This is a genomic window from Frankia umida, from assembly GCF_023242945.1.
In the GTDB taxonomy this organism is placed as follows: domain Bacteria; phylum Actinomycetota; class Actinomycetes; order Frankiales; family Frankiaceae; genus Frankia; species Frankia umida.
The window spans coordinates 309364-336248 of record NZ_JALKFT010000003.1 but is presented as its reverse complement, the minus strand read 5'-3'; the positions used below and the strand labels follow the sequence as shown (position 1 = coordinate 336248).

The following is a 26885-nucleotide window of genomic DNA, read 5'->3' as shown; positions in this document are numbered from 1 at the left end:
CCGGCCTAGAACACGCTCAGACCGCGAAGCGGCCTTCCCGAGCGGGCCTTCACCCCCGGCCTGAAGACCGAAGCACTGGCCCGCAACTTGGTAGCCGAGGGTGACCTCCAGCGTGCTCTCCTCGCCGGGGATCAGCCAGTTCACCGCCCGCTGCTGCTGCTGTTCGATCGCCCGGGTCTGGGCGAGCGCGGCTTTCAGCTCGGGCACGTCGGTGTGGCGGTTGAACTGGTGGCTGAACGCCACCGCCTCGAACCCGGCGCCGTTCATGGCAATGACCCGACACCGGGTATAAGGGTGGATGTCGTTCTTGCCGTAGGGAACAGTGTTCAGCTCCGACCAGGTGCGCACCTGGTCGTCGAGCGGGATGCCTTTTTCGATCAACGGGTTGAAGCCCATCGGATTCCTCTGGGTCGTTGTCGGCTGGCGGCCTGCCGGCGGCAGAGTCTGGACCGGTCAGAGGCCCGGCCAGTCTGGCCGGTGCCCTGCGGGTGCCCGCCCGCCCCGTCGCCGTACTCGGCGGGCCGGTGGGCCGCGGCCCACGGGCGTGTTCCAGCTCGCGGTTCCTGGCCTTCCGTCGAGCCCCCCGTCAAAACACGACGTGCCTCCGGTGGCAGGTGCGCAGCGTGGTCGGACCATGGCGCCGCCCGGGGCGAACGCGCCCGATCAGACGTGCATCAGGGGGTGGGCCAGCGCGCGGCGCGACGGTGTCGGCACGCACCCGGTTTCGGTATGCCGGCGATATGTGCCGGCTCGTAGCATCGGGCGCGTGCGTGTACTGATCGTCGAGGACGAACCCTATCTGGCCGAGGCAGTCCGCGACGGGCTGCGTCTGGCAGCGATCGCGGCCGACATCGCCGGTGACGGTGACGCCGCGCTGGAGCTGTTGGACGTCAACACCTATGACATCGCCGTCCTCGACCGTGATGTTCCCGGACCGTCCGGCGACAGAATCGCCGAAAGCATCGTCGCGTCCGGCAGCGGTCTGCCGATCCTGATGCTCACCGCCGCCGACCGGCTGGACGACAAGGTCACCGGGTTCGAGATCGGCGCCGACGACTACCTCACCAAGCCGTTCGAGCTGCGGGAACTCGTGCTTCGGCTCAGAGCGCTCGACCGCAGGCGCGCGCACCGCAGGCCGCCCGTGAGGGAGATCGCGGGCCTGCGGCTGGACCCGTTTCGCCGCGAGGTCTACCGCGACGGCCGCTATGTCGCGCTGACCAGGAAGCAGTTCGCCGTGCTCGAGGTTCTCGTCGCCGCCGAAGGCGGTGTCATCAGCACCGAAAACCTGTTGGAACGGGCCTGGGACGAGAACACCGACCCGTTCACCAACGCCGTGCGCATCACGGTCTCGGCCCTGCGTAAACGCCTCGGTGAACCCTGGATCATCGCCACCGTGCCCGGCGTCGGATACCGCATCGACACGGCCCCCGGCACCGGACGAACGGGCGAACACCGTGGATAGGGCGCCCGGTACGAGTGTTCGCCTCAGGCTCACCCTCAGCTATGCCGGTTTTCTCATGCTTGCGGGTGTTCTGCTGCTCGCGGTCGTGTGGGTGTTCCTGCTGCGCTACGTGCCCGAAACGATCCACACCGCACCGCCCGAGCCGGGGATGCGGCGCGGCCCGCTGATGTTCGTGCCCGACCGGCCGTTCGTACCCGATCGCTCCGACCTGCAGCAGGCCTTCGTGCCCAAGGCAGCCGCCATGCTGACGTTCCTGCTGATGTTCAGCCTGCTGGGCGGCTGGGTCCTCGCGGGCAGCATGCTCGCGCCCCTGCGGCGCATCACCAACGCGACCCGGCTGACCGCGAACGGATCGCTGTCCCACCGAATCCGGCTGGAAGGCCGCCGGGACGAGTTCCGCGAACTCGCCGACGCCTTCGACGCCATGCTCGCGCGGCTCGAGGCACACGACGCCGAACAGCAGCGATTCGCCGCCAACGCCTCCCACGAACTGCGCACCCCGCTGGCGATCACGCAGACCCTGCTCGACGTGGCCCGCAACGATCCGCACCGCGACACCGGCGAGCTGGTCGACCGTCTCCGTCTGGTCAACACCCGGGCAATCGACCTCACCGAAGCGCTGCTGCTGCTCAGCCGCGCCAAGGCGCGAACCTTCACCCGCGAACACGTCGACCTGTCCCTGGCCGCGGAAGAAGCGACGGAGACGCTGCTGCCGTTCGCCGAACAACACGGCGTCACGATCGAGACCGCCGGCGACGTGGCCGCCACCGTCGGCTCGCATGCGCTCCTGCTGCAGACAGCCACGAACCTGGTGCACAACGCGATCGTGCACAACCTGCCCGAACAGGGCACCGTGTGGGTCACGACCAGCGTGCACCCGACGACGGTCGGGCTCACCGTCGAGAACACCGGTGAGAAGCTCACCCCGCAGCTGACCGCCACCCTTGTCGAGCCCTTTCAGCGCGGTACTGGACGCACCCACGCCGACCACGCAGGTGTCGGCCTCGGCCTGGCCATCGTCAGGAGCATCGTCCAGGCCCACGACGGGACCCTCACCCTCACCCCCCGAGCCGACGGGGGGCTCCGTGTCACCGTGCGCCTTCCCCTCACGCCCTCGCACACGGCCAGGTGAGGCCACCGTCACCGCTGCCGCGACCGCCGAGGTTGGCTTCCGGTCTCCCTCCCCCTGCACTCGGCCGGGCGCCGTCACCTGATGGGGACATCGAAGTACGTGTCCGGAAAGGGCTCGTCGTTCAGCGTGTAGTGCCACCACTCGCGGTCGTATCGGCGAAAACCGCAGTGCTCCATGATGGCGCGGAGGTGCTGTCGGCTTCGCATCTCGACCGGTGTGATTCCTTCGGCGTCGTGGTGCGAGATCCGGTCCATCAGGTCATGGCCACCGCCCATGGGGACACGTTCACCGGTGGCCAGCTGGTAGAGCGTCAGGTCGACGGTGCTGCCCCGGCTGTGACCCGACCGGGCAGCCACATATCCCCGTGCGAGGATCTCGGGTCGTTCGATGTTCGGGTAGTGCCGCAGCTTCGTCCGACCGTCCTCCGCCTGTTCCGACCAACGCAGAAAACAGTCCACGGCGCGCTGCGGGCGGTACCCGTCCCAGAGCAGCAGGCCGAAGCCCAGAGAGGCGGCTTCCTTCTGTGCTTCCGCCAGGGCCGCACACAGCGCCCTCGTGCCGACAATCCTGTTCGCCACGTATCCGTCCACGGGTTTGCCGGTGAAGTTGTCCCAGGTGGCGTACTTCGCATCCCAGCGTATTCCGGGCACGAACTCGTCCACAAAAACGAGATTCTCATGCATGGGGCCTCCCGGCACGTGCCAACGACACAACTCGGTCGATCACCTCGGCCAGCGGCAGTCCGGCGGCCGCCATCATGCGCGGATAGCGGCTGTACGAGGTCAGGCCGGGCAGGGTGTTGACCTCGTTGAGCACCACTGTCGCGTCCGCCCGCAGAAACATGTCCACCCGCGCCAGCCCGCGGCATCCCAGCGCGCCGTAGATGGCTTTTGCCGTTTCCCGGACAAGCCGACTCGACTCCGCCGGAATGTCAGCGGGCACGACCGGCGTCGAGTTCTCCGAGCCGCGCTCGGGCTCGCTCTCCTGATGGATCCGGAAGAATCCGTGACGCAGTGAGATTCGATCCACCTCGCCGGTGACCAGCTCCGGGCCGTTCCCCAGGACGGCGCAGCCGACCTCACTGCCGACGACGGCCTCCTCGACCAGCACCTTCGCGTCGTACTGTCGCGCGGTCGCCACCGCCGGCAGTAGTTCTTCCGGCCGAGTCACCCTGCTGACGCCGAAGGACGACCCCGAACGGGCCGGCTTCACGAAGACCGGGTAGGTGAACAGGTCGGGATGGGGATCCGTGTTCGCCGCGACCGGCCAGAAGTTCGGCGTGGCGATACCCGCACCGCGGGCGACGAGATAGGTGAGGGACTTGTCCATGCACAGCGCGGAGCTCTGCACATCGCAGCCGACGTAGGGGATACCGGCAAGCTCCAGCAGACCCTGCAACGCGCCGTCCTCGCCGAGCCGGCCGTGCACAACGGGCAGCACGAGGTCCAGAGCGACCGCATCGTAGCGTCCCTGCTCGAGGACGAGCAGTCCGTGGATGCCGCTGTCCGGCGCCAGGACGGCCGGACGGCTGCCGCCGCCGTCCCAACCCGCGGCCGGGCCGTCGCACAACAGCCAGGCACCGTCGCGGGTGATGCCGATCCAGAACGGTTCGTACTTTTCGGGGTCGAGGTGCCGGGCGATCTCCTGTGCGGACCGGACGGAGACCGGATGCTCTTCGGTGGAACCACCGAACACGATTCCCATCTTCAGCCTGCTCATGTCACCTTCCCCGCGCGAAGTGCAGACAGTTGAGCAGGCTGTTGCGAACGGCGTCACGCAGCGCGTGTTCCGTGTGGTAGGCGGTGTGCGGGCTGATCAGCACGTTCGGCAGCCGCTGCAGCCGCACCAGCAGGTCGTTGTCGATCGGCCCGCTGCCGTGGTCGGTATAGAAGATGCCCTCCTCGCCTTCGAGGACGTCCAGTGCGGCGCCACCCAGCCGGCCGCTCTCCAGCTCCAGAACAAGCGCCCGGGTGTCAAGAAGTGGACCGCGCCCGGTGTTGACGACGAACGCGCCGGGTTTCATCCGCGCCAGACGTTCACGGTTGAGGATGTGGTACGTGTCCGCGTTCAACGGAGTATGGAGCGTGACAACGTCGCTCAGCTCCAGCAGGGCGTCGAGGGGAACATGGTCGGTGTCGGTCGCCGGGCTGCTGTCATGCGTCACCGTTCGGCAACCGAAGCCCCGCAGCCTGGCGACGACTGCCGCGCCGATGCGTCCTGTTCCCAGCACCCCCACGGTCAGATCGCGTAGTTCCCGCCCACGTGTCTCACCGAGCCGGTAGTCCTGAGCCTCCGCACGACGGACCATCGACTTCGCATCGCGCACCGCCATCAGCACCAACATCAGCGTGTAGTCGGCCACGCTGTCGGGCGAGTAGGCGACGTTGCCGACCGTGATGCCGACACTCTCGGCATATTCCACATCGACGTGGTTGCATCCGATGCTCCTCGTGGAGATGTACTCCACGCCGGACCGGGCCAGGGCGAGCAGAGTGGGATGCGCGATCCGCGTCCGGTGTCCGACGCTGATGCACCGGTTCCCGATGGCCAGGTCGACGGTGGCTTCGGACACCGCCACCTCGGTGATGGTCGCGGCCACGCCGAAGCAGGCCGCCAGTTCTCGGAACAGCACGGCCTCGTCCCGGTCGCAGCCATAAACCGTGATTCCAGGTGCCGGCACGGGTGTGGCGGGTGTGGCGGGTGTGGACGCCGCCGATCGGGCGCGGGGGGCCGCCGTTCGGGCCGGTTCTGTTGGTACTGGTGCGCGGTGGCTCATGTCCGCCAGTCAAGGGGGCCTGGCGTTACCGGCACGTATGCGGGTTTCGATATGCCGACGATATGGTGCGGACCGGCGACGAGCGGGCTCACCACGATCACGACGTAGCCGGTCAGGTGGCCGGTGCCTGCGTCGGGCCCCCGGAGCGCGCCGGTTCTGCCTACCTCTTTCGGGGTCAGGACGAGGTAGCGGGCGATCGGGGTTGTCTGGCCTGCGCATGCCCCCGCCCCCGGCCCATGCGGCGTCTCCGGACGAGAACATCCAGCGACGCTCAGGAATCGACCAGATGGTGGTGACCGGTTAATGCGAGATTCCACAGTCCGACGCACGGCCGACGGACGGGCGACGGCGCCCTGGTCCCGGGCCGACGTTGGTGGCAACGAACCACTCCCCTGCTCGGCGCGCTCGCGGCAACAATGTCGGGTACCGCGCTGGCGGTTGACCTGCGTGTTCTTTGGTTCGACCAAGCAGTTCACCCCCGAGCGGCTGGCAGCGCTCCATCCGTCCCGCTCGGTCTACCGGGCGCGCTACGCCGCCGACGCCGCCGCGACGATCGTCGCCGGTTACGCCCTGGCGGAGGACAAGGCCGCCCTGCTGGCCTACGCCCAGCCGGATCTGATCCACTCCTGATCCCGCACGCCGCCGGGGGCTCCGACTCCGCCGGCCGGACGCGGACAACATCGGCGGCGCGGCGGTCCGATCGGAAACCAGGCGTTTCGCGTCAGACCGACCGCTGGAGCATGGCGAGCTCGCGCTGCGCGAGGCGCTCGTGCTCGCTTTCGTCGTGACGGGCCCGGCGGGGGTTCCACCGGCCGGTCAGGACGAAGGCACAGGGCAGGAAAGCCAGTTGGGTGGCGAAGCAGATCCACCACCAGCGTGCCCATTGCCCGGGGTTGTCGTGGAGTGCCTGCTGGACCTCGGCTCCGTGCTGGGCGAGGTACTGGAGGTCGTTCGCGGGGATCGGCTGGGTGGTGAGCTGAAGAAGCCGTTGTAGTGCTCCGGCGTTGTCGGGGGCCAGTGATCTGCTGCGCCCAGTCGTCGGTCCGGGCGGTGGCCTCGCGCAGGCGCTGCTCCAGATCCTCGCGCGCGCCGCGGTCGCTCGCCCTCGGCTGCGGCCAGGTTCACGTCGTGTTTCCCGTCGTCCGCGGCGCTCCCTCGTGCGATCACGTTACAGCTCGTGGGTTGCCTCGCAGGTGGGAAGCGGTGTCGACCTGTCCCGGCCCACCTTCGTGCAGTCATCCTTGACAAGCGTCGTTACAAGGCCAAAACATGTGGTTTACGTAGCGTAAGCTACTGGTCGGTGTTCGACGACCCGCTACGCGGCCGCTGTCCGGGGCATGACCGTCGGCGTCCTGTTCCGTGCAAGCCCGGACCCCCGGTGCTCCTGCGCCGCCAGCTGGAAACATCGCACATCTGAATCGCCCGGCCCTGCCCGGCCCGGCTCGAAGCGAGGTCGTCATCAACGTTCGCTCCTGCGTCCTCAATTCTGCTGTCAACGTGGGCATCCGCCTGACCGGTGCCAAGCGATCCTTCAGTACTCCCGAGCGCACCCGCGCCCGCGTCGAGCAGCTCGCGCTGCGCCCCACGTCCTACGCGCCGCCGCGCACCCTGTCGCAGGGCACCCGCCTGGGCGTTCGCCAGGTCGCCGGTACTCCCGTCTACACCGTCGCGCCCCCGGTACACCGCGTGGAGCACCGCGTGCTGTACCTGCACGGCGGCGCCTACATCCACGAGATCGGCCCGTTCCAATGGATGTTCATCCGACGCCTGGCGCTGGCGGCACCGGCCCAGGTGGAGGTGCCGATCTACCCCCTCGCCCCGCAGGTGACGGCCGAGCGCACCGTCCCCGCGATGACGGATCTGCTCGCCGCCCTCGTGCGCTCCGGCCACGGGCCGGTGACCCTCATGGGTGACAGCGCCGGCGGCGGCCTGGCCCTCGCCGCCGCACAACAGCTACGCGATCGCGGCGACCCGCAACCGGCCCGCATCGTGCTGATCTCCCCGTGGCTCGACATCACCGTCTCCGAACCACGCCAGCGCGAGATCGACGCCCAGGACCGCATGCTCGCAGTCGACGGTCTGGTCGAGGCCGGTCGGCTCTACGCCGGCCCGCTCGACCCGCACGACGCCCGGGTCAGTCCCCTGCTCGCAGACCTGCGCGGTCTCGCCCCGATCGACGTGTTCACCGGCACCGCCGACATCCTCAACACCGACGCGCACCGGCTTGCCCACCGGTGCGACGAGGTCGGCCAGCCCATCACGCTCCATGAAGCGGACGGCATGCAACACGCCTATCCCCTCCTGCCACTGATCGCGGAAGGCCGCCGGGCCCGACGAGACATCGCACGACTCGTCGCATCCAGGTTCAGCTGAGGACGGGTGGGGCCAGTGCTTCGTCCTGGCCATGGGCGGCGAGGATTTTCATCGATTCGGCGACGACCTGGGAGTCCTCGTTGGCATCGATCTCGACGATCTTGCCCCAGCGCATGCCGACGACATGCACGCCGTGGTTCTCGTAGGACGACCCGTCCGGCAGGGTCTGCGCGGCCGACGGCTTCAACACTCTGACCGGGCAGCTTCGCCAGATCCACGGTTCCAGCCCCGAGGAACACCTGGCCGGGCTCGGACGCTCCTACATCGACTTCGGCCTCGCCAACCCCGCGCTGTTCGACCTGATGTTTCGGCCCAGCGAGCTGCGTCCCGAGGATCCCGTCCTGCAGACGGCGCAGGCAAGCGCGCTCGGCATCCTGGGCTCCGCCGTCCGCCACCTCTCGCCGACGGAGCCGGCACCGCGGGACGTCCCCGCCCTTGCCCTCATCAGCTGGGCGCTCGTGCACGGCCTCGTCACGCTCAGCCGCAACGGATCCCTGCGGCCGGCGGCAGCCACCGACGCCGCCGACGCGGACGATGCCAACACCGATGACGCCGACGATGCCGAGCCTGCCCGCCGGCTCGGCGACCTCTTCAGTGCATACCTGGCGCGGGTACTCGCCGGGGAGCCACCACGGCCGACGCCCTGACCGGACGCTCACAGCCGTCGCAGTGACGGGGCCCGACGCGTGACCTGAAGCATGCCGGGGACGGCTCGAAAGAGGTTCGCGGCACCGCTGAACAGGACATGTCTTCAGGGACCGGAAGGAGCACCACCTGATGCAGCCGTCCTCGGCCAGCAACCTCAGCACGCCCGTTCTCGAGCACAGCGTTCCACCGAGCCGTCCGTCGGCATCCGACGGCGAGGCCCGGGTGCTTGCCGTCGTCGACGGCCCCGGTGCGGCGGACTACACGGACACCGCCGACTACGTGGCGCACACGGCGACCCTGCGGGGGATCGTCCGCCAGCGGCTGGTCACCCGTGCGCTGGTCGAGCACCTGCCGCCCGCGCCCGCGCGGCTGCTGGACATCGGCGGTGGGAACGGCGTGCAGGCGTTGGAGTTCGCCCGGCGGGGATACCACGTGACTGTCTGCGAGCCCGACCCGCACATGCTGGCCGCGGCGCGACGTGGGCTGGCCAACGCCCCCGAGTCGGTCCGCCGACGCGTCGAACTGGTCGAAGGAGACGGACGCGACGCCGTCCACCTGGTGGGGACCGGCTGGGATGCCACCTTCTGCCATGGCGTCATCATGTTCGTCCCCGAGCCGGCGCCCCTGTTGAACGTCCTGGTCGAACTCACCCGGCCCGGGGGAATCGTCTCCGTGGTCGGTAAGAACGGCCCGGCGCTCGCCCTGCGGGCGGGACTGCAGGGTCGCTGGCAGGACACCACCGCGCTGCTCGGTGACCCCTGGCCCGCCGTGACCGCCCGGGCCGCCACCGGTGCCGGTGCTGCCGGTGCTGCCGGACCGGATCGGCAGCCGGCGATGCGAGTACCACCCGGCGACGATCCTGCGAACGTCGCCGGGATCCTCACCGCCGCCGGGACACGGTCACTCGCCTGGTACGGCATCAGGACCTTCACCGACCATCTCGGCGACGTTCCGCCAGGGCCGGACGTGGACGCCGTCGTCGACGCCGAGTGGGTGGCCGGCGCCCAGGACCCCTACCGCGGCATCGCCCGTCTCGTTCACCACATCCACCGCCGGATCGGATAGCACGGCACACAGGGGGCGTGCGGCCGGGTGGGCGGTGGCGGTCGCCGGTTTCGTCGTGGCCGTCCTGGCCGCTTTCGTCCTGATCACCAGTGGTGCCGGTGCGGTGGACGGCGGCCGCCCGCGGTCGTCGACCACCGCCGGCGGCTGATCCGCCTACGCCGGGGCCGATCCGGCGGCTGCCGGCAGGCCGGCGCCCTGGGACGACGCTGCCACGCGGTCCTGCGCCAGGTCCCTCAGATCCGCCAGGTCTGCGCGGTCCGTGCGCCGGGGACGACCGGGGCGCACGAGGAAGACGGTGACCAGGACGACCACGACGGCGGTGACGGCGGCGTTCACGCCGAGCGCCAGGTGCAGACCGCCGAGAACGGCATCGGCCGGCGAGTGGTCGCCGTCGGCGCGCAGCGTGTTGGTGCGGGCGTTCGCGACCGCAGACAGGACGGGGATGCCCAGGGTCAGCGCGACCTGCTGCGTCAGCGTCGTCAGGCCCGTGGCCAGGCCCTGCTGGTCGTCACGCAGGCCGGAGGTGGCGGTGATCAGATAGCCGACGATGCCACAGGCGTGCCCGAAGAAACCGACGACCGAGGCAACCAGAAGCAGCGTCAGGGAACCGCGGTCCGGCCCGACGAACACCAGCGCGAGCGCGCACAGCCCCTGCAGGACCAGACCGACCACCAGCAGCGGCTTCGACGGGATGACCGTGAGCAGCCGGGGCGAGATCATTCCCGCGGTGAACGCCGCGGCCCCGGGAACCCCGAAGATGAGACCGGTGGTGACCGCCGAATAGCCGAGCACCTGCTGCAGGTAGAGCGTCATGATGAACACGATCGAGCTGCCCAGCGCGAACACGCCGAAGCCGCCGGCATTACCCCAACCGACATGGCGCATCCGCAGGACGTCCATCGAGACCAGCGGATGCGGGCTGGACCGTTCGATCCGCCAGAAGGCGACCAGCAGGGCGAGGCCGAGGCCGATCGCGACCCACACCCACGGATCCGACCAGCCGTCCTCGCCGCCGCGGGACACCCCGTAGACGAAGGCGACGAGACCCGCGGTGACCGTGAGCGCACCCGGAATGTCCAGGCGCTGTCCCGACGTGCCGCGGTCGAGCGGAATGACCCGCGGCGTCGCCACGAGAATGGCCAGCGCGACGGGCACGTTCACCAGAAACGCCCAGCGCCAGCTCAGATAGCCGGTGAGCAGTCCACCCACCAGCGCGCCGACGGTGAACCCGGCGGGCAGCAGGGCACCGTTGAGGCCCAGCGCGCGGCGGCGCACCGGCCCGTCCGGAAAGGTCGTGACCAGCAGCGACAAGGCCGCGGGGACGGCGATCGCCGCGGCCAGCCCCTGCCCGACCCGGGCGACGAGCAGCTCCACCGGGGACTGCGCCAGCCCGCCGAGCAGGGACGCGACCACGAGCAGGCCCAGGCCGATCAGGAAGAGCCGGCGACGGCCGGAAAGGTCCGCGACCCGGGCGAACAGCAACGTGAACCCGGCGGACGGCAACGCGAACGCGGTCGCGATCCACTGCAGGTCACCGTCGCCGAGGCCGACGCCGCTCCCGATCGACGGCAGCGCCACGTTCAGAATCGAGAAGTCGATCGCCAGCATGAACTGGCTACCGAGCAGCAGCACCAGGGCGAGCTGCTGGCGACGGGTCATCCGCGACTCGGCGCTCGGCGGCTGCGACCCGGCCGCTGGCACGTCGGCTGCCGGGCCAGGTCCGGACGATCCGGATCCCGCCGTGTGCGGGGCGAGGGAGGATTCGGTCATGCCTCTGCACACTGCCGCCGAATCGGCACGGCAGCCACGACCCTGCGATTACCACCCCTGCCAGGGGTGGCAATGACAGGGTCACCCTGGGACGGATTATCCGGCCAGCTGGTCGGGGACAATAGCCGCCATGACCGAACTCGGCGAGTTCCTTCGTTCCCGCCGCGCTCGGCTCACCCCGGCCGATGCCGGGCTGAGCCGGCCGGGTGACCGCAGGCGGGTGCCCGGGCTGCGGCGTGAGGAGCTCGCGCAGCTCGCCGGGGTCAGCGTCACCTACTACACCCGTCTCGAGCAGGGGCAGAGCCGCAACGCCTCGGACGCGGTCCTGGACTCCCTGGCCCGAGTGCTGCTGCTCAGCGACGACGAGCAGGCGCACATGCGCTCGCTCGCCCGGCCGGCCCGAGCCGCGCGACGCTCGACGCGCCCCGAACGGGTCCGACCCGCCATCCTGCAGCTGATCGGCACGATGCGTGACGTCCCGGCGCTCGTGCTCGGCCGACGCACCGACGTCCTCGCCTGGAACCGGCTCGGGCATGCGCTGATCGCCTCACACCTGGACTTCGCCGCGCCGTCACAGTGCGCCACCCGGCCGAACATGGCCCGCCTGATCCTGCTCGACGCGCACACCCGCGACCTGTACGTCCACTGGCGGCGCAAGGTCGAGGACGTCGTCAGCTACCTGCGTCTGGCCAGCGGGCAGCATCCCGACGACGCGGCGCTCACCTCGCTGATCGGCGAACTGTGCGTCAACAGCGCGGACTTCGCGTCCACCTGGGCGCGCCACGGGGTGCGCGACTGTGGGCCTGGCCGGCGCGAGTTCCGCCATCCGCTCGTCGGCGAGCTCTCTCTCGCCGAGGAGATCCTGCGGCTGCAGGACGACCCCGGCCAGCGGCTGGTCCTGCTGACCCCCGAACCCGGCTCGACGAGCGCCGAGCGCCTCGCCCTGCTCGCCAGCCTGCACGCCCCCGCCCCCGCCGACTGCGTCGCCTCCCCCACCGGTTCCATCCCTGTCCCCGCTCCCGCGGGTTCCACGGCTGCGGTGTCCGCGCCTGTACCTCGGTGACGTCTGACGATCTTCGGCGGAACGTGTACTGGAGGCCCCGCAGAAGGTGCGGTGAAGGCCCCGAGAAACGCGTACTCCAAGCCCCGCGAACCAGGTGACCTCGCCGTGAGGTGACTCTGCCGCACCCACGAGCCCGCCTGCACCACCTACGCGACCGGGGCGGCCAGGAAATCGACGTGATCAGCGCCCTGTGGGCAGCCCGCACAGGGTGATCGTGTTCATCGCCTGGAAACGAAGGAGTTCAGACCGACAGGTGGGCGTTCATGGCGCGGGCCCGCTCGGCGAGTTCGGGCAGTTCGACGACGGTGACACCGGCCGCGGTGAGCAGCTCGTAGCCCTGGCAGTCGGCGACGAAGAGACCGGGTTCACGCCAGGCGATGACCACCCGGGGGATCTTCGCCGCCAGGATGAGCTGGGTGCAGCTGCGTGGCCGGGAGGTGCGCTGGGAGCACGGTTCCAGGGTGCTGTAGATCGTCGCCGTGGCGAGCCGCGGGTCGTCCGGGTCGATCTTGGCGAGAGCCGACTCCTCCGCGTGCACCGCGTCGTCGACCTCCCGGGAGAAGCCGCAGGAGATCTCCTCGCCGTCCTCGCCGACGAGGACGGCCCCCACCGAGTAGGCACCGGTGGCGGGTGGACAGCGGTGGGCGAGTTCGATCGCCCGGGTCATCCACCGCTGGTCGTCGAGCTGGGGCATGGGATCAGTCGTCCTTCCCGCACGTGGCGCGCCTGCGGTACCCGAGCCTCCGGTACCTGAGCGGCAGTCTGCCAGCCGGCGTCGGCCTCCCGTAGCGACCGCAGGTCGGATCGCCGGGTCAGGTGAGGATCAGGGTCTGCGGATAGCGCTGGTATTGCTCATCGGACCAGGTGACGGTGGCCGGATCGCACCGTGTCCGGGGGATGTGCCGGTGCAGGGCGCTCAGGGCGAGGGCGGCCTCGGTGCGGGCGAGGCCGGTGCCCACGCAGGCGTGCGGACCAGCACCGAAGCCAAGGTGGCGGTTGGGGCGGCGGTCGATGCGCAGCCGGTCGGGGTCGGTGAAGGCGTCCGGGTCGCGGTTGGCCGCGGCGAGGGCGAGCAGCAGGGTGTCGCCGGCGGCCAGGTCGTGGCCGGCGATGGTGATCGGCTGGTAGACGGCCCGTAGTGCGATGCAGGCCGGCCCGTCGAAACGCAGGATCTCCTCGACCGCGAGCGGCAGCAGGTCCGGCCGGCCGCGCAGCAGATCCTGCTGGTCGGGGAAGGCGGACAGGGCCAGCACGCCGTTGCCGATCAGGCCGGCGACGGTGTCGTTGCCGGACAGGAACAGCAGCAGGACTGTCGCGACCAGTTGGTCGTCGTCGAACGGCGCGTGCGGCCCGGTGTTGCCCGCGGTGAGCCGGCCGAGGACGTCGTCGGTGGGCCGTCGGCGTCGGTCGTCGAGCTGAACGCGCAGATAGTCGGCAAGGTCCGCCAGCGCCGTCTCGGCGCCGCGGCGGGCGGCCGGCTCCGCGTCCGGCTCCAGGACGGCGGTGATCGCCCGGGACCAGCCCGCGAGACGTTCGACGCCGACGTCGGTCAGGCCCAGCGCGAGCGCGGTCGCCACGACCGGAAACGGTCGCGCGAAGCTCGCCATCAGATCGAAGGATCCCCCGACCCTCGACGGCTTGGCCGCCGGTGCGGCGGCGAGCAGGTCGTCCGCGGTCTGGATGAGCCGCTCGCGTAACCCGGCGACCGAGCGCCGGGTGAAGCCAGGGGCGACCAGCGACCGCCACACCGCGTGGACCTCGGGCAGGCGCACGCCCATCCACTGTTCGATGTAGTGCTCGGCGAGGCCGTCACGGCCGTAGGGGCGGAGGTCGGCGTAACCGCGCAGGCGACGCAGGTCCTTGCCGACCCGGTCGGTGCGCAGCAGCAGGTCGACCTCGCGGTGGCCGACGACGAGCCACGCCCCGTCGACGGTGCGGTGCAGCGGCCCGGCGGCGCGCAGCCGGGCCCAGCCGGGAAACGGGTCGCTGCGCCAGCCCGGCTCGGCCAGGTCAACCGGGTGGACCGGCATCAGACCTCCCACCGCGCGCGAGGGCCGCGTCCCAGGCGGCGCAGGTGACCGTGAGCCGGTCGAGAGCCGCGGTCAGGACGTCCGGCGGGCAGCCGAAGGACAGCCGCACCCGCCGTCCCGTCCGATCGCCGAAGGGCGCACCGTCGGCGAGGTCGACACCGGCGGCCAGCAGTCTCGACCGCACGTCGGCCCCGACCTGCGCGCCCGGGAACTCCGGGGCGGCGAGCGGACCGTGGGCCCGCAGCCAGGCCAGGTAGGTGGCCTCCGGCGGACGTCCGGTCAGGGCGGGGACGTACCGGGCCAGATGGTCGAACAGCAGGTCGCGGTTCGCGGTGAGGCGTGTGCGGGTCGCGGCGAGCCAGTCGTGGCCGCCGTCCCAGGCGGCGGCGCTGGCAATCGCGGCGACGACGGACGTGGTGCCGGTGAGCGCCGCGGGCACGGCGGCGAGCCGGCCGGAGAGCTCCGCCGAACCGGCGTGGACCGCGGCGCAGCGCAGACCGGCGAGGTTGAACGCCTTGGACGCCGACAGGACCGTGACCGTCCGCGCGTCCAGCCCGCCGCCACCGGCGGCGCGGGCGGCACGGGCGAAGCAGAGATGTCGGTGGCCGGGATGGACCAGATCGGCGAACACCTCGTCGGACAGGACGACCACCCTCGGATGGCGGGCCACGCGGGCGGCCATGGCGTGCTGCTCGGCGGCGGTGAACACCCGCCCGGTCGGGTTGTGCGGGCTGGTGAGGACCAGCAGCCGGGGGGTGTCCCGGGCGAGCAGAACATCGAGCGCGTCGAGGTCGTGGCGGTGGCCGTCGTCCTCGTCCAGCAGCGGCCAGGGCACCAGCCGGCGCCCGAGTTCGCCCACCGCCCGCAGCACCGGCGGGTAGGACGGGGTGAGCACGGCGACCGCGTCCCCGGGGTCGGTCAGGGCGAGGATGGTGACGGCGACGGCGTGGACCGCACCGGAGTACCAGGTGAACCGGTGGGCTTCGGTGGGCCAGTCGTGCTGGTCGGCGAGCCAGCGGCGCAGGCTGTCGGTGGCGAGGTCGAACGCGTCGCCGTAGCCGAGATGACCGCCGGTGACGTAGTCGGTGACGGCGTCGACGACGCACGGTGGCGGGGCGGCGTCCAGTTCGGCGAGCCACAGGCCGACCGTGGCGGGGGCGGTCTCGCGGGCGAGCAGCGAGTGCGTCTCGCGGCGGTAGCGCGGCGTCCGTGGCGGCATCGAACCCGGTCGCGGGCCGGCGGTACCCCCACCCTGCGTTCGTGGGATCACCAGGCCTCGAAGCGGCCGATGAACGACTCGGGATAGTCCCAGTCCGGTTCGGAGACGGCGTCGATGCGGGCGGTCTCCTCCCGGCTCAGCCGCAGCCGGGCCGCGGCCAGGTTCTGCTCGAGCTGCTCGGCGGTACGCACCCCGACGATGACACTCGCGACCGGACGCCGGGCCAGCACCCAGGCGAGCGCGACCGCGGCCACCGGCACCCGGTGGTCTGCGGCGATGCCGCGTAGTGCGGCGAGCACCGCCCAGGTGCGGTCGGTGTCGTGGCCGGCGAGCTCCTCCTTCCACAGCGCGAGCCGGCTGCCGTCGACGGGTTCGCGACCGCGTTCGTACTTGCCGCTGAGCAGGCCGCGGGCCAGCGGACTGTAGACGGCGACACCGAGCTCGAAGTGGCGGGCGGCGGGCACCAGCTCCCGTTCCACCCCGCGGCCGACCGCCGACCAGGGCAGTTGCAGGCCGACCGGCGCCTCGTACCCGCGGGCGCCGGCGACGCACACCGCCTCGGCGACCCGGTAGGCCATGAAGTTCGACAGTCCGACGTAGCGGACCTTCCCCTGTCGGACGAGGGTGTCGGTGGTGGCCAGTGTCTCGGCGATCGGCACCGAACGGTCCTGCATGTGCAGCCACAGGACGTCGAGGTAGTCGGTACCGAGCCGGCGCAGCGAACCCTCAACCGCCCGCAGCACCGCGCCGCGGGACAGCCCGTAGCTGCTGGCCGGTGGTGGCCCACCACCGGCAGCCCCACCCCCACTGCCATCACCAGCGCCACCAGCGCCACCGGCACCGCTGTCGGGGACGGCGGTCGGGAAGCGGACCTTGGTGCACAGCACCACGTCGTCGCGGCGGGACGCGAGCAGCCGGCCGAGCAGGTGCTCGCTCTCGCCGTAGACGTTGGCGGTGTCGAAGGTGTCGATCCCGGCATCGAGGGCACGGGCGACGATCCGGGCCGCCTCGGTGGCGTCCGCGCCGATCGCGCCGAACGCCGCGTTGTGTCCGAGGGTCATCCCGCCGAGGCTCAGTGCGCTGAACCGCAGCCCCGAACGTCCGACCGCCCGCCGCCCGATCACCCGGCCCTGCCGAGCGGCCCGGGATCGTCCGGCCCGCCCGCAGTGGACCTGGCGCCATCGGACCTGGCGCCCTCGGACCTGACGCCCTCGGACCTGACGCCCTCGGCCTTGGTGACCCAGAAGCCGTCGATGCACAGGACGGGGATGGGAGCCTCCGCGAAGGCCCGCACCGCGTCCAGCGGGGTTTCGACGATCGGCTCGCCGCGCAGGTTGAACGAGGTGTTGATGACCAGCGGCAGGCCGGTGTGCCGGCGGAACTCGCGCAGCAGCAGGTGCAGCGCCGGATTGTCGGCCTCGGCGAGGGTCTGGACCCGGGCCGTGCCGTCGGCGTGCACGATCGCCGGGGCGAGCTGCGCGGTACGCGGGCGGACATCGGGGGTGAACAGCATGTACGGCGAGCGGGCGCAGTCGAACCAGTCACCGGCCTCCTCCTCGAGCACCAGCGGCGCGAGGGGACGGAACGCCTCCCGTGACTTCACCGCGGCGTTGATCCGCTCCCGCATGTCGACGGTGCGCGGATCACCGAGCAGACTGCGGTGCCCGAGCGCCCGGGGGCCGATCTCGGAGCCGTCCTGGAACCAGGCGACGAGCTCACCGGCCGCGATCCGCCGCGCGGCCCGTTCGGCACACGCCCGCAGCCCGATCTCCTCGACGGCGGCGAGCCCGGTGATCTCCTCGAGTGCCGCGAGCACCTGCTCACGCGGGTAGCCGCGGCCCAGACACGGGGTTGCCAGACCGGACGCGGGCCCGCCACGGTGCAGGACGTGCGCCCCGTAGTAGGCGGCGCCCATCGCGATCCCGTTGTCGGCGGCGGCGGGGAAAACCCAGACCCGGGAGAATCCGGCCTGCTCGAGAATCTTCTGGTTGGCGACACAGTTCAACGCGACCCCGCCGGCCATGCACAGCGTGTCGCTGCCGGTGAGCTCCCGGGCCCGGCGGGCGTAGAACACGCCGATCTGTTCCAGGACCGCCTGGAAACTCGCCGCCATGTCGGCGCGGTCGGCAAGCTCCGTCGACCGGTAGGGCTGCATCGCCCGCCAGATCCGGTCGTTGTCGATCTCCACCTCGTCCGCACCGAAACTGATGTGTTCGAGAATGTGTTTCTGGTAGCGCGGCTCGCCGTGCCCGGCGAGGCCCATCGCCTTGCCCTCGTCGACGACGCTGAACCCGGACAGCAGGGTGGCGATCCGGTAGAAGATGCCGGCGGAGTTGGCCATGTGAATGTCGGTCCTGACGCCGGAGACACGCTGCAGGGTGTCGATGCGCGCCTCGGTTCCCGCGTAGATCGACATGGTTTCGAAGGCATCGCCGGACGTGCTGTCCCCGTAGCCGTCCATGATCAGAATGGCCGCGCTGGTCGCGCCGGAACCGAAGAACGCCGAGGCGGCGTGGGCGAGATGATGGTTGAGGTAGACGGCGCGGTCGGCGAACGGGAACGCGGTGTGCAGCGAACTGCCGATCCACAGCGACACCTGCGACTCGTCGATGCCCGCGGCGGCCAGGCAGTAGTCGGTGAGACGGCGCATCCGGGCGTCGTGGAACCCTGCGGTGCCGCCGACCAGGTCCAGCTCGCGGTAGACGGCGGCGTCCCAGCGGTCGCGGCCGGCGAAGTCGAGTGCGTACCGCTGCCGGGTGAGCCGTTCCTCCTCGATCCCGACCAGCGGCGTGGTGCCGCGGAACAGACAGGCCGACCGGTCGTGCACCGAGTCGGAGAAACCGACGATGTACGGCTGCGCGCTGCTCACCGCCGCGCCACCTCCGCTTCCATGATCAGGGAGAGGGGGCGGTCGGAGACGGTGAGCTCGTTCGCCCAGGAGTAGTCGAGCGCCGGGTCGGCGATCGGGCTGTCCCCGGCCGTGCACCGGCGTACCGCGGTGAAACCGGCCGTGTGCAGCAGGTCGGTCAGCGTCGGTTCGTCGTAGCCGAACCGGTGGCGGTCGGCGACCCACGGGAACTCCCCCGCCCCCGCATAGTGCAGAAAGGATGCCAGCAGCGTCGGTGCCGGAGCCCGTTCCCAGTGCTGCTCGAAGCGGCGGAAGAACTCCGCGTCGTTGTCGACGTAGGCGACGAGAAACGACCGGATGTCCGGCACCACCACGCGCAGCAGTCCGCCGTCGCCCAGCACCCGGCGGCATTCCCGCAGCACGTCGAGCGCCTCGACGGGATACTCGAGATGCTCCAGCAGATGGGCCAGGTAGATCGCGCCGGCCGCGCCGTCGTCGAAGGGCAGCCCCAGCCGCACATCCGCCCGCAGGTCCGCCGCCTCGTGGTAGAGGTCGACGTTCACCCAGCCCGGCAGCCGGTGCTCCCCGCAGCCCAGATGCAGCCGAAGCGCCGCACCCGCCGCACCCGCCGCACCCGTGCCGGTGAGCGCTGCGGCCTGCCTCGTCGTCCGCTGGCACTCGGCCGCGGCCAGCCGGTCAGCGGCGTCCCGGACCAGGAAATACAGCGTCGGCACCAGCAACGCCGGTGCCGGCGGGACCGGCAGGACCGTTGCCGACCGGGTCGCCGGCCCGGTGTCCACGGCCCGCGGCGCAGCGGCGTCGGTGTCCACCGGACGGGCGGCGAGCCGAGCGCGCAGGCGCACCACTTCGGCCAGCAGCCCCGCCAGCACGTCGTCGGTCGCCGGCCCGAGGTTCCCACCCGCCCCCTCCGCGCTGCCATCCGCGGTGAGCAGGCCACGGTCGACGGCGTGGCGCAGCGAGGCGGACGCGGCCGGCCGACGTTCGGGTGCCCAGCGCGCGAGCCAGGAGCGGAGGCTGCGAGGCTGGCGAAAGTAGGTGAGCAGATCCAGGGTCGCGCTCGACGGGGAACGCAGCACGACGGCCGTGTGCACATCCGTGGCCCGCAGCACCGTGTACGACCCGCCGAAGCCGACGACGGCGACCTGGGGGCTGGTCCGGTACAGCACCTCGGCACCGGCCTCGCCGGCCAGGTCCGCATCGGCGTCGGCCGGGGCGTCGGGCCTGGTCCGCCGCGGGACGCCGGCAGCGACCGTGGCGTCCGCCATCACCGGCTTCCCGCGATCACACGCCCCATGCGACCGGCCCTGCCTCGGCGCCGTAGAACTCCTTCATCTCCCGATAGCAGCCGTGCTGGACGGCGATGAAGGATTCCAGGTCGGCGCAGATCCGGCGTTGTTCGGCCGCCGACAGGGTCGCCCGTTCGGCGAAGACGGCCTGCGCGATCGCGGTGTGGCCGGATTCCTCGTCCTCCAGTTCGTGACCGCGAAACGGCAGCAGCGCCTCGGCGGGCAGCAGATCGAGTGCGATCAGCTCGTCCCAGCCCTTCTTGATCGCGGTGTCGGTCTTCGGGCTTTCGTTGACGGCCGCGCAGACCGCGTAGGAAAGCAGATCGGTGGCCGCGAGCGTGCGCAGGAAGTTGATGACGCTGCGGGTGGCGGGCAGCGGGGCGCTGCACTCGATCGTCTCCTCGGTCAGGCCCGCGGCGACCAGACCGGCGCGCAGCATCCGACCGTGGTCCGCCTCGTCGTTGAACAGCCGGACGAGCGCCTCGCGCACCTGCGCGTCGGCGACGTGGGCGACGGCAGCACCGAGGTGCACCGGTGCGGACGCGACGAAATGGTAGGTCTCGACCAGGGTGCCGAGCAGGAACCGGCGGTGCGGCGGCGCGCCGAGCAGCTCGACCTCGCTGCTCATCGCGGTGCGCAGGGTCCGGCCGCGGGCGACGGCATGCTCGGCGAACAGCCCGGCCGGCACCTGCGCCCGACGGGTGTCACGCAGGATGCCACGGGTGTAGAGCGCGGTGACGGTGGCGCCGACGGTCGCCTCGGGCGCCGCCAGCCGCCGGGCGATCTCCTCGATGGTCGTCTCCCCGTCGCACAGCTCGAGGATCCGGGCGGTGCGCAACGCGGTGCGGCCGGTGAAGCGGAACTCGCACCAGCCGACGTCGATCCGGTCGACGGCGTCCCCGGCCAGGTCGACCGCCACGTTCGGTTCCGGCGCGGCCGTACCCGACAGCAACAGTTCGTCAGACTTCGGTATCTGCATCGCTCTCCTGCTCGCGGTCGGGACGGCTGCTCAGCAGCTCGGGTGGTGCCAGGGTCGGATCAAGAATCCGCAGGTCACCCGGGCTGTAACTGGTGATGGAGACCCGGCGGCGCAGGGTTGAGGTGTTGTGTTCGGATGCGTGCAGCAGCAGGCTGTGGAAGATCAGACAGTCCCCCGGCTCCAGCGGGACGTAGACGGCGTCGCGTTCCCGCCCGGCCGGGTCGACCTGAAGCTCCCAGTCGACCTTGTGATGCTCGGCGACCTGGTGGTGCGAGCCGGGCACGACCTGCAGGCAGCCGTTCTCCGGCGCCGCCCGGTCGATGGCGATCATTGCACTGACCAGCCGCATCGGTCGAAACGGCCAGTAGACCGCGTCCTGATGCCAGGGTTTCTCCTGCCCCACCTGCGCGGACTTGAGCATGAGGGCATCGCGGTAGAGCTCGATGCGCCGGCCGAGCACCAGGTGCAGCGCCGCGAGCAGGGCCGGCTGTGCCACCAGGGAGTGGAACAGGACGTCGGAGAGCTGACCGAAGCCAGTGATCTTGCGGACGGGTGTGCGGCCGGTCGCGTCCGGCAGATCCTCAAGGTCGTAGGACGGATCCCGCGGGCTCCGTTTGCCGATGACCCGGACGTTCGGCATCGGACTCAGGTCCGCGACGACCCGGTCGATCTCGGTGGAGCATCGCTCGACCTGCGTCGGCGAGAGCAGCCCCGGCAGGACAAGCAGGCCGGTGCGTGCGAAGTACGCGGCGGGACCCTGCGTGCGGATCGCGGCCTGGTCGGCCCAGACCGCTGACGCCGGACCCACCCGGGACACTCTGGTGGTCAGTCTGGTGGTCAAGAGGCCTCCCGCATCCACCGCTGTCGCCGATATCCACCTGTCCGCCTGCCCGTGCCACCCGTCAGTTCCGAGCGCCCACCCCCGGCCGTTCCTCCGCTGGCTGCCCTGCCACGCCGGACCGCGGAAACAACGGACGCTCATCATGTGACGCACGAGGTCCGGACACGCCGCCCCGGTTCGGGCCCGGCGTGTCCGGTCGGCTGGTCCGAGCGCGGGGCCCGTCCGCCAGAATGCGGCCTAGAGCCTGGTGAGGGGGTCGTAGGCACAGGTCCTGGCGATGCCGACGATCTCCTCTTCCTCGACGTCGGACCACAGGTCCTCGGCTCCCGGAACAATGATTTCGTCGACGGCAACCCCGTCAAAACCCGCCTGCTCGTTCGCCATGCGATCGCCTCCCTGATCGGAATGTGTGATCAGCATCTTTAGTTGCGGCACGTCCGTCAACCACCCGATTCCACCAACGTCAGCGGATGCCCGATTTCTGACCATGTTCCCGATAGGGAACCCCCCCTTCCGCGCTGCGAACACAGCCCACCGAGACCCGCCATAACATCTCCCCCGAAGTATTTCCAGAGTTTTGCCGAATCATGGCAGGAAGACCGGAAGGTGGGCCGGACGGCCCTGCAAAAGGCCAGCGGCAAGAGCCTCGACCAGCTTGTCGGGCAGCTGGACGGGTTCGCGGCGAAGCTCGGGACCCAACCGCCCACCCCGGCCGGCGCCGCGATCGGCATGCTCACCGCCAAGGAGCTCGCCCAGCTCCGGCCGCCGATCGCCGCCTGGAACGCGGTCGAGAACTACTACCGCACCCAGGCGAGGGCCGCGATGAAGCGGCACACCGGCCAGCCGGAGATCGACCTCGAGGTCCGCGCCGTCGCCAACACCGCTGCCGCCACCGGCTGCTGGACGCTGTGGGGTGACGCCTTGACATCCTCCCCGGCCTGAATACCGGGGATTCCCACCCTCGCGGGCAGGTTTTCCTGTTTCACTGACAGACGCCTCCCCACTCTAGGAGTGGGGTGGTCTCACTCCGTCTCCGCAGGCGATCACGGCGAGCCCCGCCGCGAGAACATTCCGTGCCGCGTTCACATCCCGGTCGTGGACCACACCACAAGCGCAGACCCATTCCCGAATGTTCAACGGCAGCTTCTCGACCAGCGCCCCGCAGGACGAGCAGGTCTTCGAGCTGGGATACCAGCGGTCCACCGCGACCACGTCGCGTCCGTACCAGCCGGCCTTGTATTCCAGCATGGTCCGCAGATCCCGCCAGCCCGCATCCGAAATCGCACGGGCAAGACTGTGGTTGCGGACCATGTTCCGTACGGTGAGATCCTCGACGACGATCGTCTGGTTTTCGCGAACGAGTCGAGTCGACAGCTTGTGCAGATGATCCCGCCGCCGGTCGGCGATCCGACCGTGGATCCTCGCGACCTTCAGCCGGGCCTTCGCCCGGTTCGCGGAGCCCTTCTTCTTCCGGGACAGCTCCCGCTGCGCCCGGACCAGCCGGGCCCGGTCGGTCCGCTCGTGCCGCGGGTTGGCAATCTTCTCCCCGGTGGACAGCGTGACCAGCGACGTGATGCCCACGTCCACCCCGACCTGCCCGCCCGCCGCCGGCAGCGCCTCGGTCGGGCAGTCCACCAGGATCGACACGTGATACTGGCCCCGGCTGTTGCGGGACACCGTCACCCGCGACGGCACCGCGCCTTCCGGGAGCGGACGGGACCAGACGATCCGCAGCGGCGCGGCCTGCTTCGCCAGCCTCAGCCGCCCGTCCCGGAACGTGAAACAGTTCCGGAAGTAGGTCGCCGCATCGTTCGTCTTCCCCTTCCGCTTGAACATCGGGTAGCCGGCCCGTTTTCCCCAAAAGTTCACGTAGGCGGTTTGGAGATTCCGCAGCGCGGCCTGTAGCGGGCCTTTCGACGGCTCGGCCAACCACAGAGTGTCCGGGTCCCGTTTCCACCCGGTGAGCATCAGATCGGTTTCCGCATGGCTGATCCGCCGCTGTTCCTGGGACCACGCCCGGTGCCGTTCGGCAAGCGCCCGGTTGTAGACGTAGCGGACACAGCCGAACGTTTTCGCGAGGTTCTCCCTCTGGTCGGGAGTCGGGTAGAAACGGTAGCGGTACGCCCGCTTCACCACCCGACTTCCCACACCCGACAGAATACACGATTCCCCGATCATTCTCGCAGCCGAGTTGACGCGCGGGCCCCGCCCTGAAGGACGGGGCCCGCGCGCTACGTTTCCCGGTCACGGTGGACAGGACGACCGAGAGCGCGGGCAGCGCCCGGGTGACCTTCGGATCGGCCGCCACGAGAAGCACGTCCACGTCACGCAGGGTCGGATGAAGCGCCGGCAGAGCAAAGTGCTCCGAGCCACCGATGCTGAGCGCCCACCGCGGCTGCCCCGACCCGAAATCGACCTGGCGGGCCCGCGCACCGCCACGTTCCGCCTTCAGCCGGCCGCCCCGGAAGGCGAACGACGGCGCCAGCAGGGCGTCCACCGAGCTGGCCCGCGTGCCTCCGCTGCGGCCCGCCCCGCCCAACGACAGGTATCCGACCTCGACCCGTACCGCTTCCGGTCCGGCCTCGGCCAGCGCCAGCGCCAGCGCCGCCGCGAGGTTACCGGGTACCCAGTCGAAACCGAAGGCGGTGAGCAGAGCGGAACCGTTTCGCCGCGCCGACGGGCCGTACTGTTCGAATGCCCGACGGATGAAATCCGGTTCGCCGGTCGAGTCGAGATAATGCGCCCCGGCGTCCACCGCCGCCTCGATCGCCGGAATACCCCAACGCAGAAACGGGCCGACCGTCGAGACGAGCACATCGCCGCGTTCCACCAGCGCCCGAACGGACTCCGGCCGCGTGACGTCGGCGATCTCGGTCGGCAGACCACCCAGTTCCCCGGCGAGACGTTCAAGACGCTCACCCGACCTGGCGGCCAGCACGGGCCGATGCCCCCGACCCACAAGTGCTCGGGCCACCAGCTCACCGGTGTAGCCGGTCGCGCCGAAGACGACTGTCCGCCCGGCCATCAGCCGGACCGCCCCGTCAGCGGCGAACCGACCCAGATCCACGGGTGCGCCGGCCAGATCCACTGGGACACCTGATGGTGACGTTGAGTCAATATCCACGAGTCTGGTGATAGTGAGCATCGGTGTGACGGGCAGGGGGTCAGATCGGGCAGCTCGTCCCCACCGGCTTCGAAAAGCTCCTGCAGGCGTACGCCACGTCTCAGCGGACTCCACTCAGCGAGGCAGACGCCATGATCAGCGGCGTACTGTAGTGATGTGGACTCGTTGCGCGCCTTCCGAACGGTTGACGATGCCGCAGCCGTCGCGGCTGGCATGGTCGCGGCCGAGTTCCGCCTGCAGGACATCTGGCGGCACGCCGTTGTACAGATGCTCGACGACTACACCAGCGTGCTGCGGCATCAGGGCCTCGCTGCGGCGAGTGCAATGTGGTCGGACCGCCCACGGCTGTCCGGCGACCGCCGGGTGGACGCGGCGCTTGCCGCGCTGGGAGAGCACTTGGCCCGTCGAGACGGCTGGCAGCCTCCCGCCTGGGTGCGCGACCCGGAGCTCGAGGCGGTGCCGTGGTGGTTCGTCACCACGCTGAGGGGCCTCCATCCTCGGGCGCTGGTCGAGTCCCCGCTGTCGTTCCGTAAACGGGGTGTGTTCATCACCGGCGGCGCGCTTCAGAGGGCGTGACATGACCGGCGGCCTGCTCTGGCAGACGTCGGCCGCGGACGATGGGCGACCGGCGCCTAGCCCCGACGGGGTAGCCAAGGACAACTGAGACCAAGACTGAGACCAAAGAAGCCACCGGCTCCGCCGGTGGCTTCTGTCCTGCTTGCTTATGTGGTGGGCAGGGGCGGGGTCGAACCGCCGACCTTCCACTTTTCAGGCGGACGCTCGTACCGACTGAGCTACCTGCCCCAAACGTACCGTGTGCCGTGCGGTCGGACTACCTGCTCCGACCATACGAACGCGGTCCCGACGGGATTCGAACCCGCGACCTCCGCCTTGACAGGGCGGCGTGAACTCCAGACTTCACCACGGGACCAAGCATGATCGCACTATTCACATGTTGACCGTAAAACTGACCATGAACGGGGCTTCGTGGTGCACCTCGCCAGGATCTGGAGGTCATGCTACACGATGCCGGCACGCGCGGAGCCGATGACCTCGAGGGAATCTTGCCCAACGCTCGCCGTGGCCAACCACCCGACACCCGCCACCAGGCCACACCACGGCGAACGAGAGCGACCTCCGCCCGATCGGTCTCACTGTGTCGCGATTTGGCAGCGCTACGTCGCCATCCGTGGCATCCTCCTCTCAGGAAAACCGGGACATCTCGCGGGATCGGGACATCTCGCGGGATCGGGACACAGTGGGGTGATGGTCCTGATCGCGGAGCTGACAGCGGTGCGTCACGGGCAGAGCCTGTCCAACGTCGTCTTCCCGGCGGCCCAGGCGGCCGGCCGGTTGGAGACGGGCATCACCAGCCGGGACGCCGACGTGCCGCTCACCGCGCTCGGGCGGGCCCAGGCCTCGGCCCTCGGCCGTGCGTTCGCCGCGGAGCCTCCCGCCATCCGCCCACCTGATGTCGTCCTCTGTTCGCCTTACCTGCGAGCGCGGCGCACATACGAGATCGCCGCCGACGCCGCGGAGCGTGACGGGGTACTGCTGCCCACGCCGAGGTTCGACGACCGCCTGGTCGATCGGCTGCTCGGCGACTGGGAGATGACCACCGGGCTCGCGATCGAGGCGAGGTTCCCGGCGCAGGCCGCCCAGTGGCGCGCCGAGGGCACCTGGTTGTACCGGCCGCCCGGCGGCGGGGAGAACTTCCCCGATGTCGCGGCCCGGCTGAGTTCCCTGCTCGCGGATCTGCACGCCGACCATCCCCGCAGGCGTGTCCTGATCGTCGCCCACGACGCGGTGGTCGTCGTGCTGCGCCAGATCATCGAGGGTCTCTCCTTCGACGACCTCGACCGCATCAGCGCCGCCGGCGGCATTCGCAACGCGGGCATCACCCGTTTCACCCGCCATGACGGACGGCTCACCCTCGCCGAGTTCAACACCGTCACCCACCTGTCCAGCGCCCGCGCCGACCACCAGCGCTGACCAAATGGCCAGCACGGACCAACCTGGCCAGCACGGACCAACCTGGCCAGCACGGACCAGTCCACCACCGCTGGCTGGTCAACCGTCAGGTCCGTCCGTCCACTGTCCGTCGCGTCCACGGCGGTTCCGCGGAACCGGTCGCGATGCGGGACGCGGGGGCATGAGGTGGGCCAGGATGATCAACTGGGCGGGGTATCGTTACCCTCAGGTCGAGAGGCGCTGCAACGGGCCCAGGTCCGCCACGCTCGGCCCGTAG

25 protein-coding genes, 2 tRNA genes and 2 pseudogenes are annotated in these 26885 nt (G+C 70.4%); 10 read left to right on the top strand and 19 right to left on the bottom strand.

Annotated elements, in window-relative coordinates:
- Window positions 1–396: pseudogene (locus MXD59_RS05270) on the bottom strand (hypothetical protein); the annotation flags it as partial.
- A gap of 370 nt (window positions 397–766) precedes the next feature.
- On the opposite strand from MXD59_RS05270, the gene MXD59_RS05265 reads away from it, so the two are divergent.
- Both MXD59_RS05265 and MXD59_RS05260 read left to right on the top strand, forming a co-directional pair.
- Window positions 767–1462: a response regulator transcription factor gene (locus tag MXD59_RS05265; protein ID WP_248823652.1), complete on the top strand. Its 696-nt coding sequence runs from the start codon at window positions 767–769 to the stop codon at window positions 1460–1462.
- A 55-nt stretch (window positions 1463–1517) separates the two neighbouring features.
- Window positions 1518–2594, top strand: a complete 1077-nt coding sequence (locus MXD59_RS05260; RefSeq protein ID WP_283096351.1) for a sensor histidine kinase — start codon at window positions 1518–1520, stop codon at window positions 2592–2594.
- Between the two features lie 74 nt (window positions 2595–2668).
- Here the strand turns inward: MXD59_RS05260 and vanX are convergent, their stop codons facing one another.
- The 3 genes from vanX to MXD59_RS05245 are packed head-to-tail and all read right to left on the bottom strand — an operon-like array spanning window position 2669 to window position 5370.
- On the bottom strand, window positions 2669–3277 hold the full coding sequence (gene vanX / locus MXD59_RS05255) for a D-Ala-D-Ala dipeptidase VanX (protein WP_248811137.1): 609 nt from the start codon (window positions 3275–3277) through the stop codon (window positions 2669–2671).
- A complete protein-coding gene (gene vanA, locus MXD59_RS05250) occupies window positions 3270–4313 on the bottom strand; it encodes a D-alanine--(R)-lactate ligase (RefSeq protein ID WP_248823650.1) in 1044 nt (347 codons plus the stop codon). The genes vanX and vanA overlap by 8 nt, the downstream gene beginning before the upstream one ends.
- Before the next feature lies 1 nt (window position 4314).
- A complete protein-coding gene (locus MXD59_RS05245) occupies window positions 4315–5370 on the bottom strand; it encodes an NAD(P)-dependent oxidoreductase (RefSeq protein ID WP_372511917.1) in 1056 nt (351 codons plus the stop codon).
- A gap of 447 nt (window positions 5371–5817) precedes the next feature.
- On the opposite strand from MXD59_RS05245, the gene MXD59_RS26850 reads away from it, so the two are divergent.
- Together MXD59_RS26850 and MXD59_RS05235 are read left to right on the top strand one after the other, a co-directional pair.
- Window positions 5818–6000, top strand: a complete 183-nt coding sequence (locus MXD59_RS26850; RefSeq protein WP_248823648.1) for an alpha/beta hydrolase domain-containing protein — start codon at window positions 5818–5820, stop codon at window positions 5998–6000.
- An 867-nt stretch (window positions 6001–6867) separates the two neighbouring features.
- Window positions 6868–7743 (top strand): alpha/beta hydrolase fold domain-containing protein, encoded by an 876-nt coding sequence (locus tag MXD59_RS05235; protein ID WP_248823647.1) that lies wholly within the window; start codon window positions 6868–6870, stop codon window positions 7741–7743.
- On the opposite strand, the gene MXD59_RS05230 is transcribed toward MXD59_RS05235, so the two are convergent.
- Complete coding sequence (locus MXD59_RS05230) at window positions 7736–7933, bottom strand: nuclear transport factor 2-like protein (RefSeq protein ID WP_248823646.1); 198 nt, start codon at window positions 7931–7933, stop codon at window positions 7736–7738. The two genes, MXD59_RS05235 and MXD59_RS05230, sit on opposite strands and share 8 nt — an antisense overlap.
- Before the next feature lies 1 nt (window position 7934).
- On the opposite strand from MXD59_RS05230, the gene MXD59_RS05225 reads away from it, so the two are divergent.
- Both MXD59_RS05225 and MXD59_RS05220 read left to right on the top strand, forming a co-directional pair.
- Window positions 7935–8390, top strand: coding sequence for a TetR-like C-terminal domain-containing protein (locus MXD59_RS05225; RefSeq protein ID WP_308301649.1), 456 nt, complete (start codon window positions 7935–7937; stop codon window positions 8388–8390).
- Window positions 8391–8520: 130 nt separating this feature from the next.
- A complete protein-coding gene (locus MXD59_RS05220) occupies window positions 8521–9456 on the top strand; it encodes a methyltransferase domain-containing protein (protein WP_248811131.1) in 936 nt (311 codons plus the stop codon).
- 153 nt (window positions 9457–9609) lie between these two features.
- On the opposite strand, the gene MXD59_RS05215 is transcribed toward MXD59_RS05220, so the two are convergent.
- On the bottom strand, window positions 9610–11226 hold the full coding sequence (locus MXD59_RS05215) for an MFS transporter (protein WP_248823645.1): 1617 nt from the start codon (window positions 11224–11226) through the stop codon (window positions 9610–9612).
- 130 nt (window positions 11227–11356) lie between these two features.
- Here MXD59_RS05215 and MXD59_RS05210 point away from each other — a divergent pair, with 130 nt between their 5' ends.
- A complete protein-coding gene (locus MXD59_RS05210) occupies window positions 11357–12289 on the top strand; it encodes a helix-turn-helix domain-containing protein (protein WP_248823644.1) in 933 nt (310 codons plus the stop codon).
- A gap of 241 nt (window positions 12290–12530) precedes the next feature.
- Here the strand turns inward: MXD59_RS05210 and MXD59_RS05205 are convergent, their stop codons facing one another.
- From MXD59_RS05205 to MXD59_RS05165, 9 genes are all read right to left on the bottom strand, one after another.
- The gene (locus MXD59_RS05205) at window positions 12531–12983 is read right to left on the bottom strand and encodes a dCMP deaminase (protein ID WP_248811128.1); all 453 of its coding nucleotides are present in this window, start codon (window positions 12981–12983) and stop codon (window positions 12531–12533) included.
- A 118-nt stretch (window positions 12984–13101) separates the two neighbouring features.
- Window positions 13102–14319, bottom strand: a complete 1218-nt coding sequence (locus tag MXD59_RS05200; protein WP_248823643.1) for a cytochrome P450 — start codon at window positions 14317–14319, stop codon at window positions 13102–13104.
- Window positions 14300–15538 carry an aminotransferase class I/II-fold pyridoxal phosphate-dependent enzyme gene (locus MXD59_RS05195; protein WP_248823642.1) on the bottom strand — a complete coding sequence of 413 codons (1239 nt, stop codon included), beginning with the start codon at window positions 15536–15538 and terminating at the stop codon, window positions 14300–14302. Before MXD59_RS05195 ends, MXD59_RS05200 begins: the two co-directional genes overlap by 20 nt.
- A 47-nt stretch (window positions 15539–15585) precedes the next feature.
- Complete coding sequence (locus MXD59_RS05190; protein ID WP_248823641.1) at window positions 15586–16662, bottom strand: aldo/keto reductase; 1077 nt, start codon at window positions 16660–16662, stop codon at window positions 15586–15588.
- Complete coding sequence (locus MXD59_RS05185; RefSeq protein ID WP_248823640.1) at window positions 16659–18407, bottom strand: carbamoyltransferase family protein; 1749 nt, start codon at window positions 18405–18407, stop codon at window positions 16659–16661. The genes MXD59_RS05190 and MXD59_RS05185 overlap by 4 nt, the downstream gene beginning before the upstream one ends.
- Complete coding sequence (locus MXD59_RS05180) at window positions 18404–19672, bottom strand: class I SAM-dependent methyltransferase (RefSeq protein WP_248823639.1); 1269 nt, start codon at window positions 19670–19672, stop codon at window positions 18404–18406. Before MXD59_RS05180 ends, MXD59_RS05185 begins: the two co-directional genes overlap by 4 nt.
- Before the next feature lie 16 nt (window positions 19673–19688).
- On the bottom strand, window positions 19689–20672 hold the full coding sequence (locus MXD59_RS05175) for an iron-containing redox enzyme family protein (protein ID WP_248823638.1): 984 nt from the start codon (window positions 20670–20672) through the stop codon (window positions 19689–19691).
- Window positions 20653–21480, bottom strand: coding sequence for a phytanoyl-CoA dioxygenase family protein (locus MXD59_RS05170; protein ID WP_248811121.1), 828 nt, complete (start codon window positions 21478–21480; stop codon window positions 20653–20655). Before MXD59_RS05170 ends, MXD59_RS05175 begins: the two co-directional genes overlap by 20 nt.
- Window positions 21481–21750: 270 nt before the next feature.
- Complete coding sequence (locus MXD59_RS05165; RefSeq protein WP_248811120.1) at window positions 21751–21897, bottom strand: hypothetical protein; 147 nt, start codon at window positions 21895–21897, stop codon at window positions 21751–21753.
- Window positions 21898–22119: 222 nt separating this feature from the next.
- Here MXD59_RS05165 and MXD59_RS05160 point away from each other — a divergent pair, with 222 nt between their 5' ends.
- A complete protein-coding gene (locus tag MXD59_RS05160) occupies window positions 22120–22455 on the top strand; it encodes a hypothetical protein (RefSeq protein ID WP_248823637.1) in 336 nt (111 codons plus the stop codon).
- 63 nt (window positions 22456–22518) lie between these two features.
- Here the strand turns inward: MXD59_RS05160 and MXD59_RS05155 are convergent, their stop codons facing one another.
- Both MXD59_RS05155 and MXD59_RS27250 read right to left on the bottom strand, forming a co-directional pair.
- Entirely contained in the window at window positions 22519–23649 is a 1131-nt protein-coding gene (locus tag MXD59_RS05155) for an RNA-guided endonuclease TnpB family protein (RefSeq protein WP_248823636.1), read from the bottom strand.
- A 643-nt stretch (window positions 23650–24292) separates the two neighbouring features.
- Window positions 24293–24538: pseudogene (locus tag MXD59_RS27250) on the bottom strand (NAD(P)H-binding protein); the annotation flags it as partial.
- A 255-nt stretch (window positions 24539–24793) separates the two neighbouring features.
- On the opposite strand from MXD59_RS27250, the gene MXD59_RS05145 reads away from it, so the two are divergent.
- A complete protein-coding gene (locus MXD59_RS05145) occupies window positions 24794–25213 on the top strand; it encodes a hypothetical protein (protein WP_248814111.1) in 420 nt (139 codons plus the stop codon).
- A gap of 151 nt (window positions 25214–25364) precedes the next feature.
- Here MXD59_RS05145 and MXD59_RS05140 read toward each other — a convergent pair.
- Both MXD59_RS05140 and MXD59_RS05135 read right to left on the bottom strand, forming a co-directional pair.
- Window positions 25365–25441 (bottom strand) — tRNA-Phe (locus tag MXD59_RS05140).
- Between the two features lie 52 nt (window positions 25442–25493).
- Window positions 25494–25568 (bottom strand) — tRNA-Asp (locus MXD59_RS05135).
- Between the two features lie 335 nt (window positions 25569–25903).
- Here MXD59_RS05135 and MXD59_RS05130 point away from each other — a divergent pair.
- Entirely contained in the window at window positions 25904–26629 is a 726-nt protein-coding gene (locus MXD59_RS05130; protein ID WP_248823634.1) for a histidine phosphatase family protein, read from the top strand.
- Window positions 26630–26885: the final 256 nt, after the last annotated feature.

Coding starts and splice junctions, on each gene's coding strand:
- vanA (WP_248823650.1), bottom strand. CDS start 4,313: ATGAGCAGGCTGAAGATGGGAATCGTGTTCGGTGGTTCCACCGAAGAG.
- MXD59_RS05210 (WP_248823644.1), top strand. CDS start 11,357: ATGACCGAACTCGGCGAGTTCCTTCGTTCCCGCCGCGCTCGGCTCACC.
- MXD59_RS05195 (WP_248823642.1), bottom strand. CDS start 15,538: ATGCCGCCACGGACGCCGCGCTACCGCCGCGAGACGCACTCGCTGCTC.
- vanX (WP_248811137.1), bottom strand. CDS start 3,277: ATGCATGAGAATCTCGTTTTTGTGGACGAGTTCGTGCCCGGAATACGC.
- MXD59_RS05245 (WP_372511917.1), bottom strand. CDS start 5,370: ATGAGCCACCGCGCACCAGTACCAACAGAACCGGCCCGAACGGCGGCC.
- MXD59_RS05175 (WP_248823638.1), bottom strand. CDS start 20,672: ATGCAGATACCGAAGTCTGACGAACTGTTGCTGTCGGGTACGGCCGCG.
- MXD59_RS05200 (WP_248823643.1), bottom strand. CDS start 14,319: ATGCCGGTCCACCCGGTTGACCTGGCCGAGCCGGGCTGGCGCAGCGAC.
- MXD59_RS05220 (WP_248811131.1), top strand. CDS start 8,521: ATGCAGCCGTCCTCGGCCAGCAACCTCAGCACGCCCGTTCTCGAGCAC.
- MXD59_RS05180 (WP_248823639.1), bottom strand. CDS start 19,672: ATGGCGGACGCCACGGTCGCTGCCGGCGTCCCGCGGCGGACCAGGCCC.
- MXD59_RS05130 (WP_248823634.1), top strand. CDS start 25,904: ATGGTCCTGATCGCGGAGCTGACAGCGGTGCGTCACGGGCAGAGCCTG.
- MXD59_RS05205 (WP_248811128.1), bottom strand. CDS start 12,983: ATGCCCCAGCTCGACGACCAGCGGTGGATGACCCGGGCGATCGAACTC.
- MXD59_RS05260 (WP_283096351.1), top strand. CDS start 1,518: ATGCTTGCGGGTGTTCTGCTGCTCGCGGTCGTGTGGGTGTTCCTGCTG.
- MXD59_RS05215 (WP_248823645.1), bottom strand. CDS start 11,226: ATGACCGAATCCTCCCTCGCCCCGCACACGGCGGGATCCGGATCGTCC.
- MXD59_RS05165 (WP_248811120.1), bottom strand. CDS start 21,897: ATGGCGAACGAGCAGGCGGGTTTTGACGGGGTTGCCGTCGACGAAATC.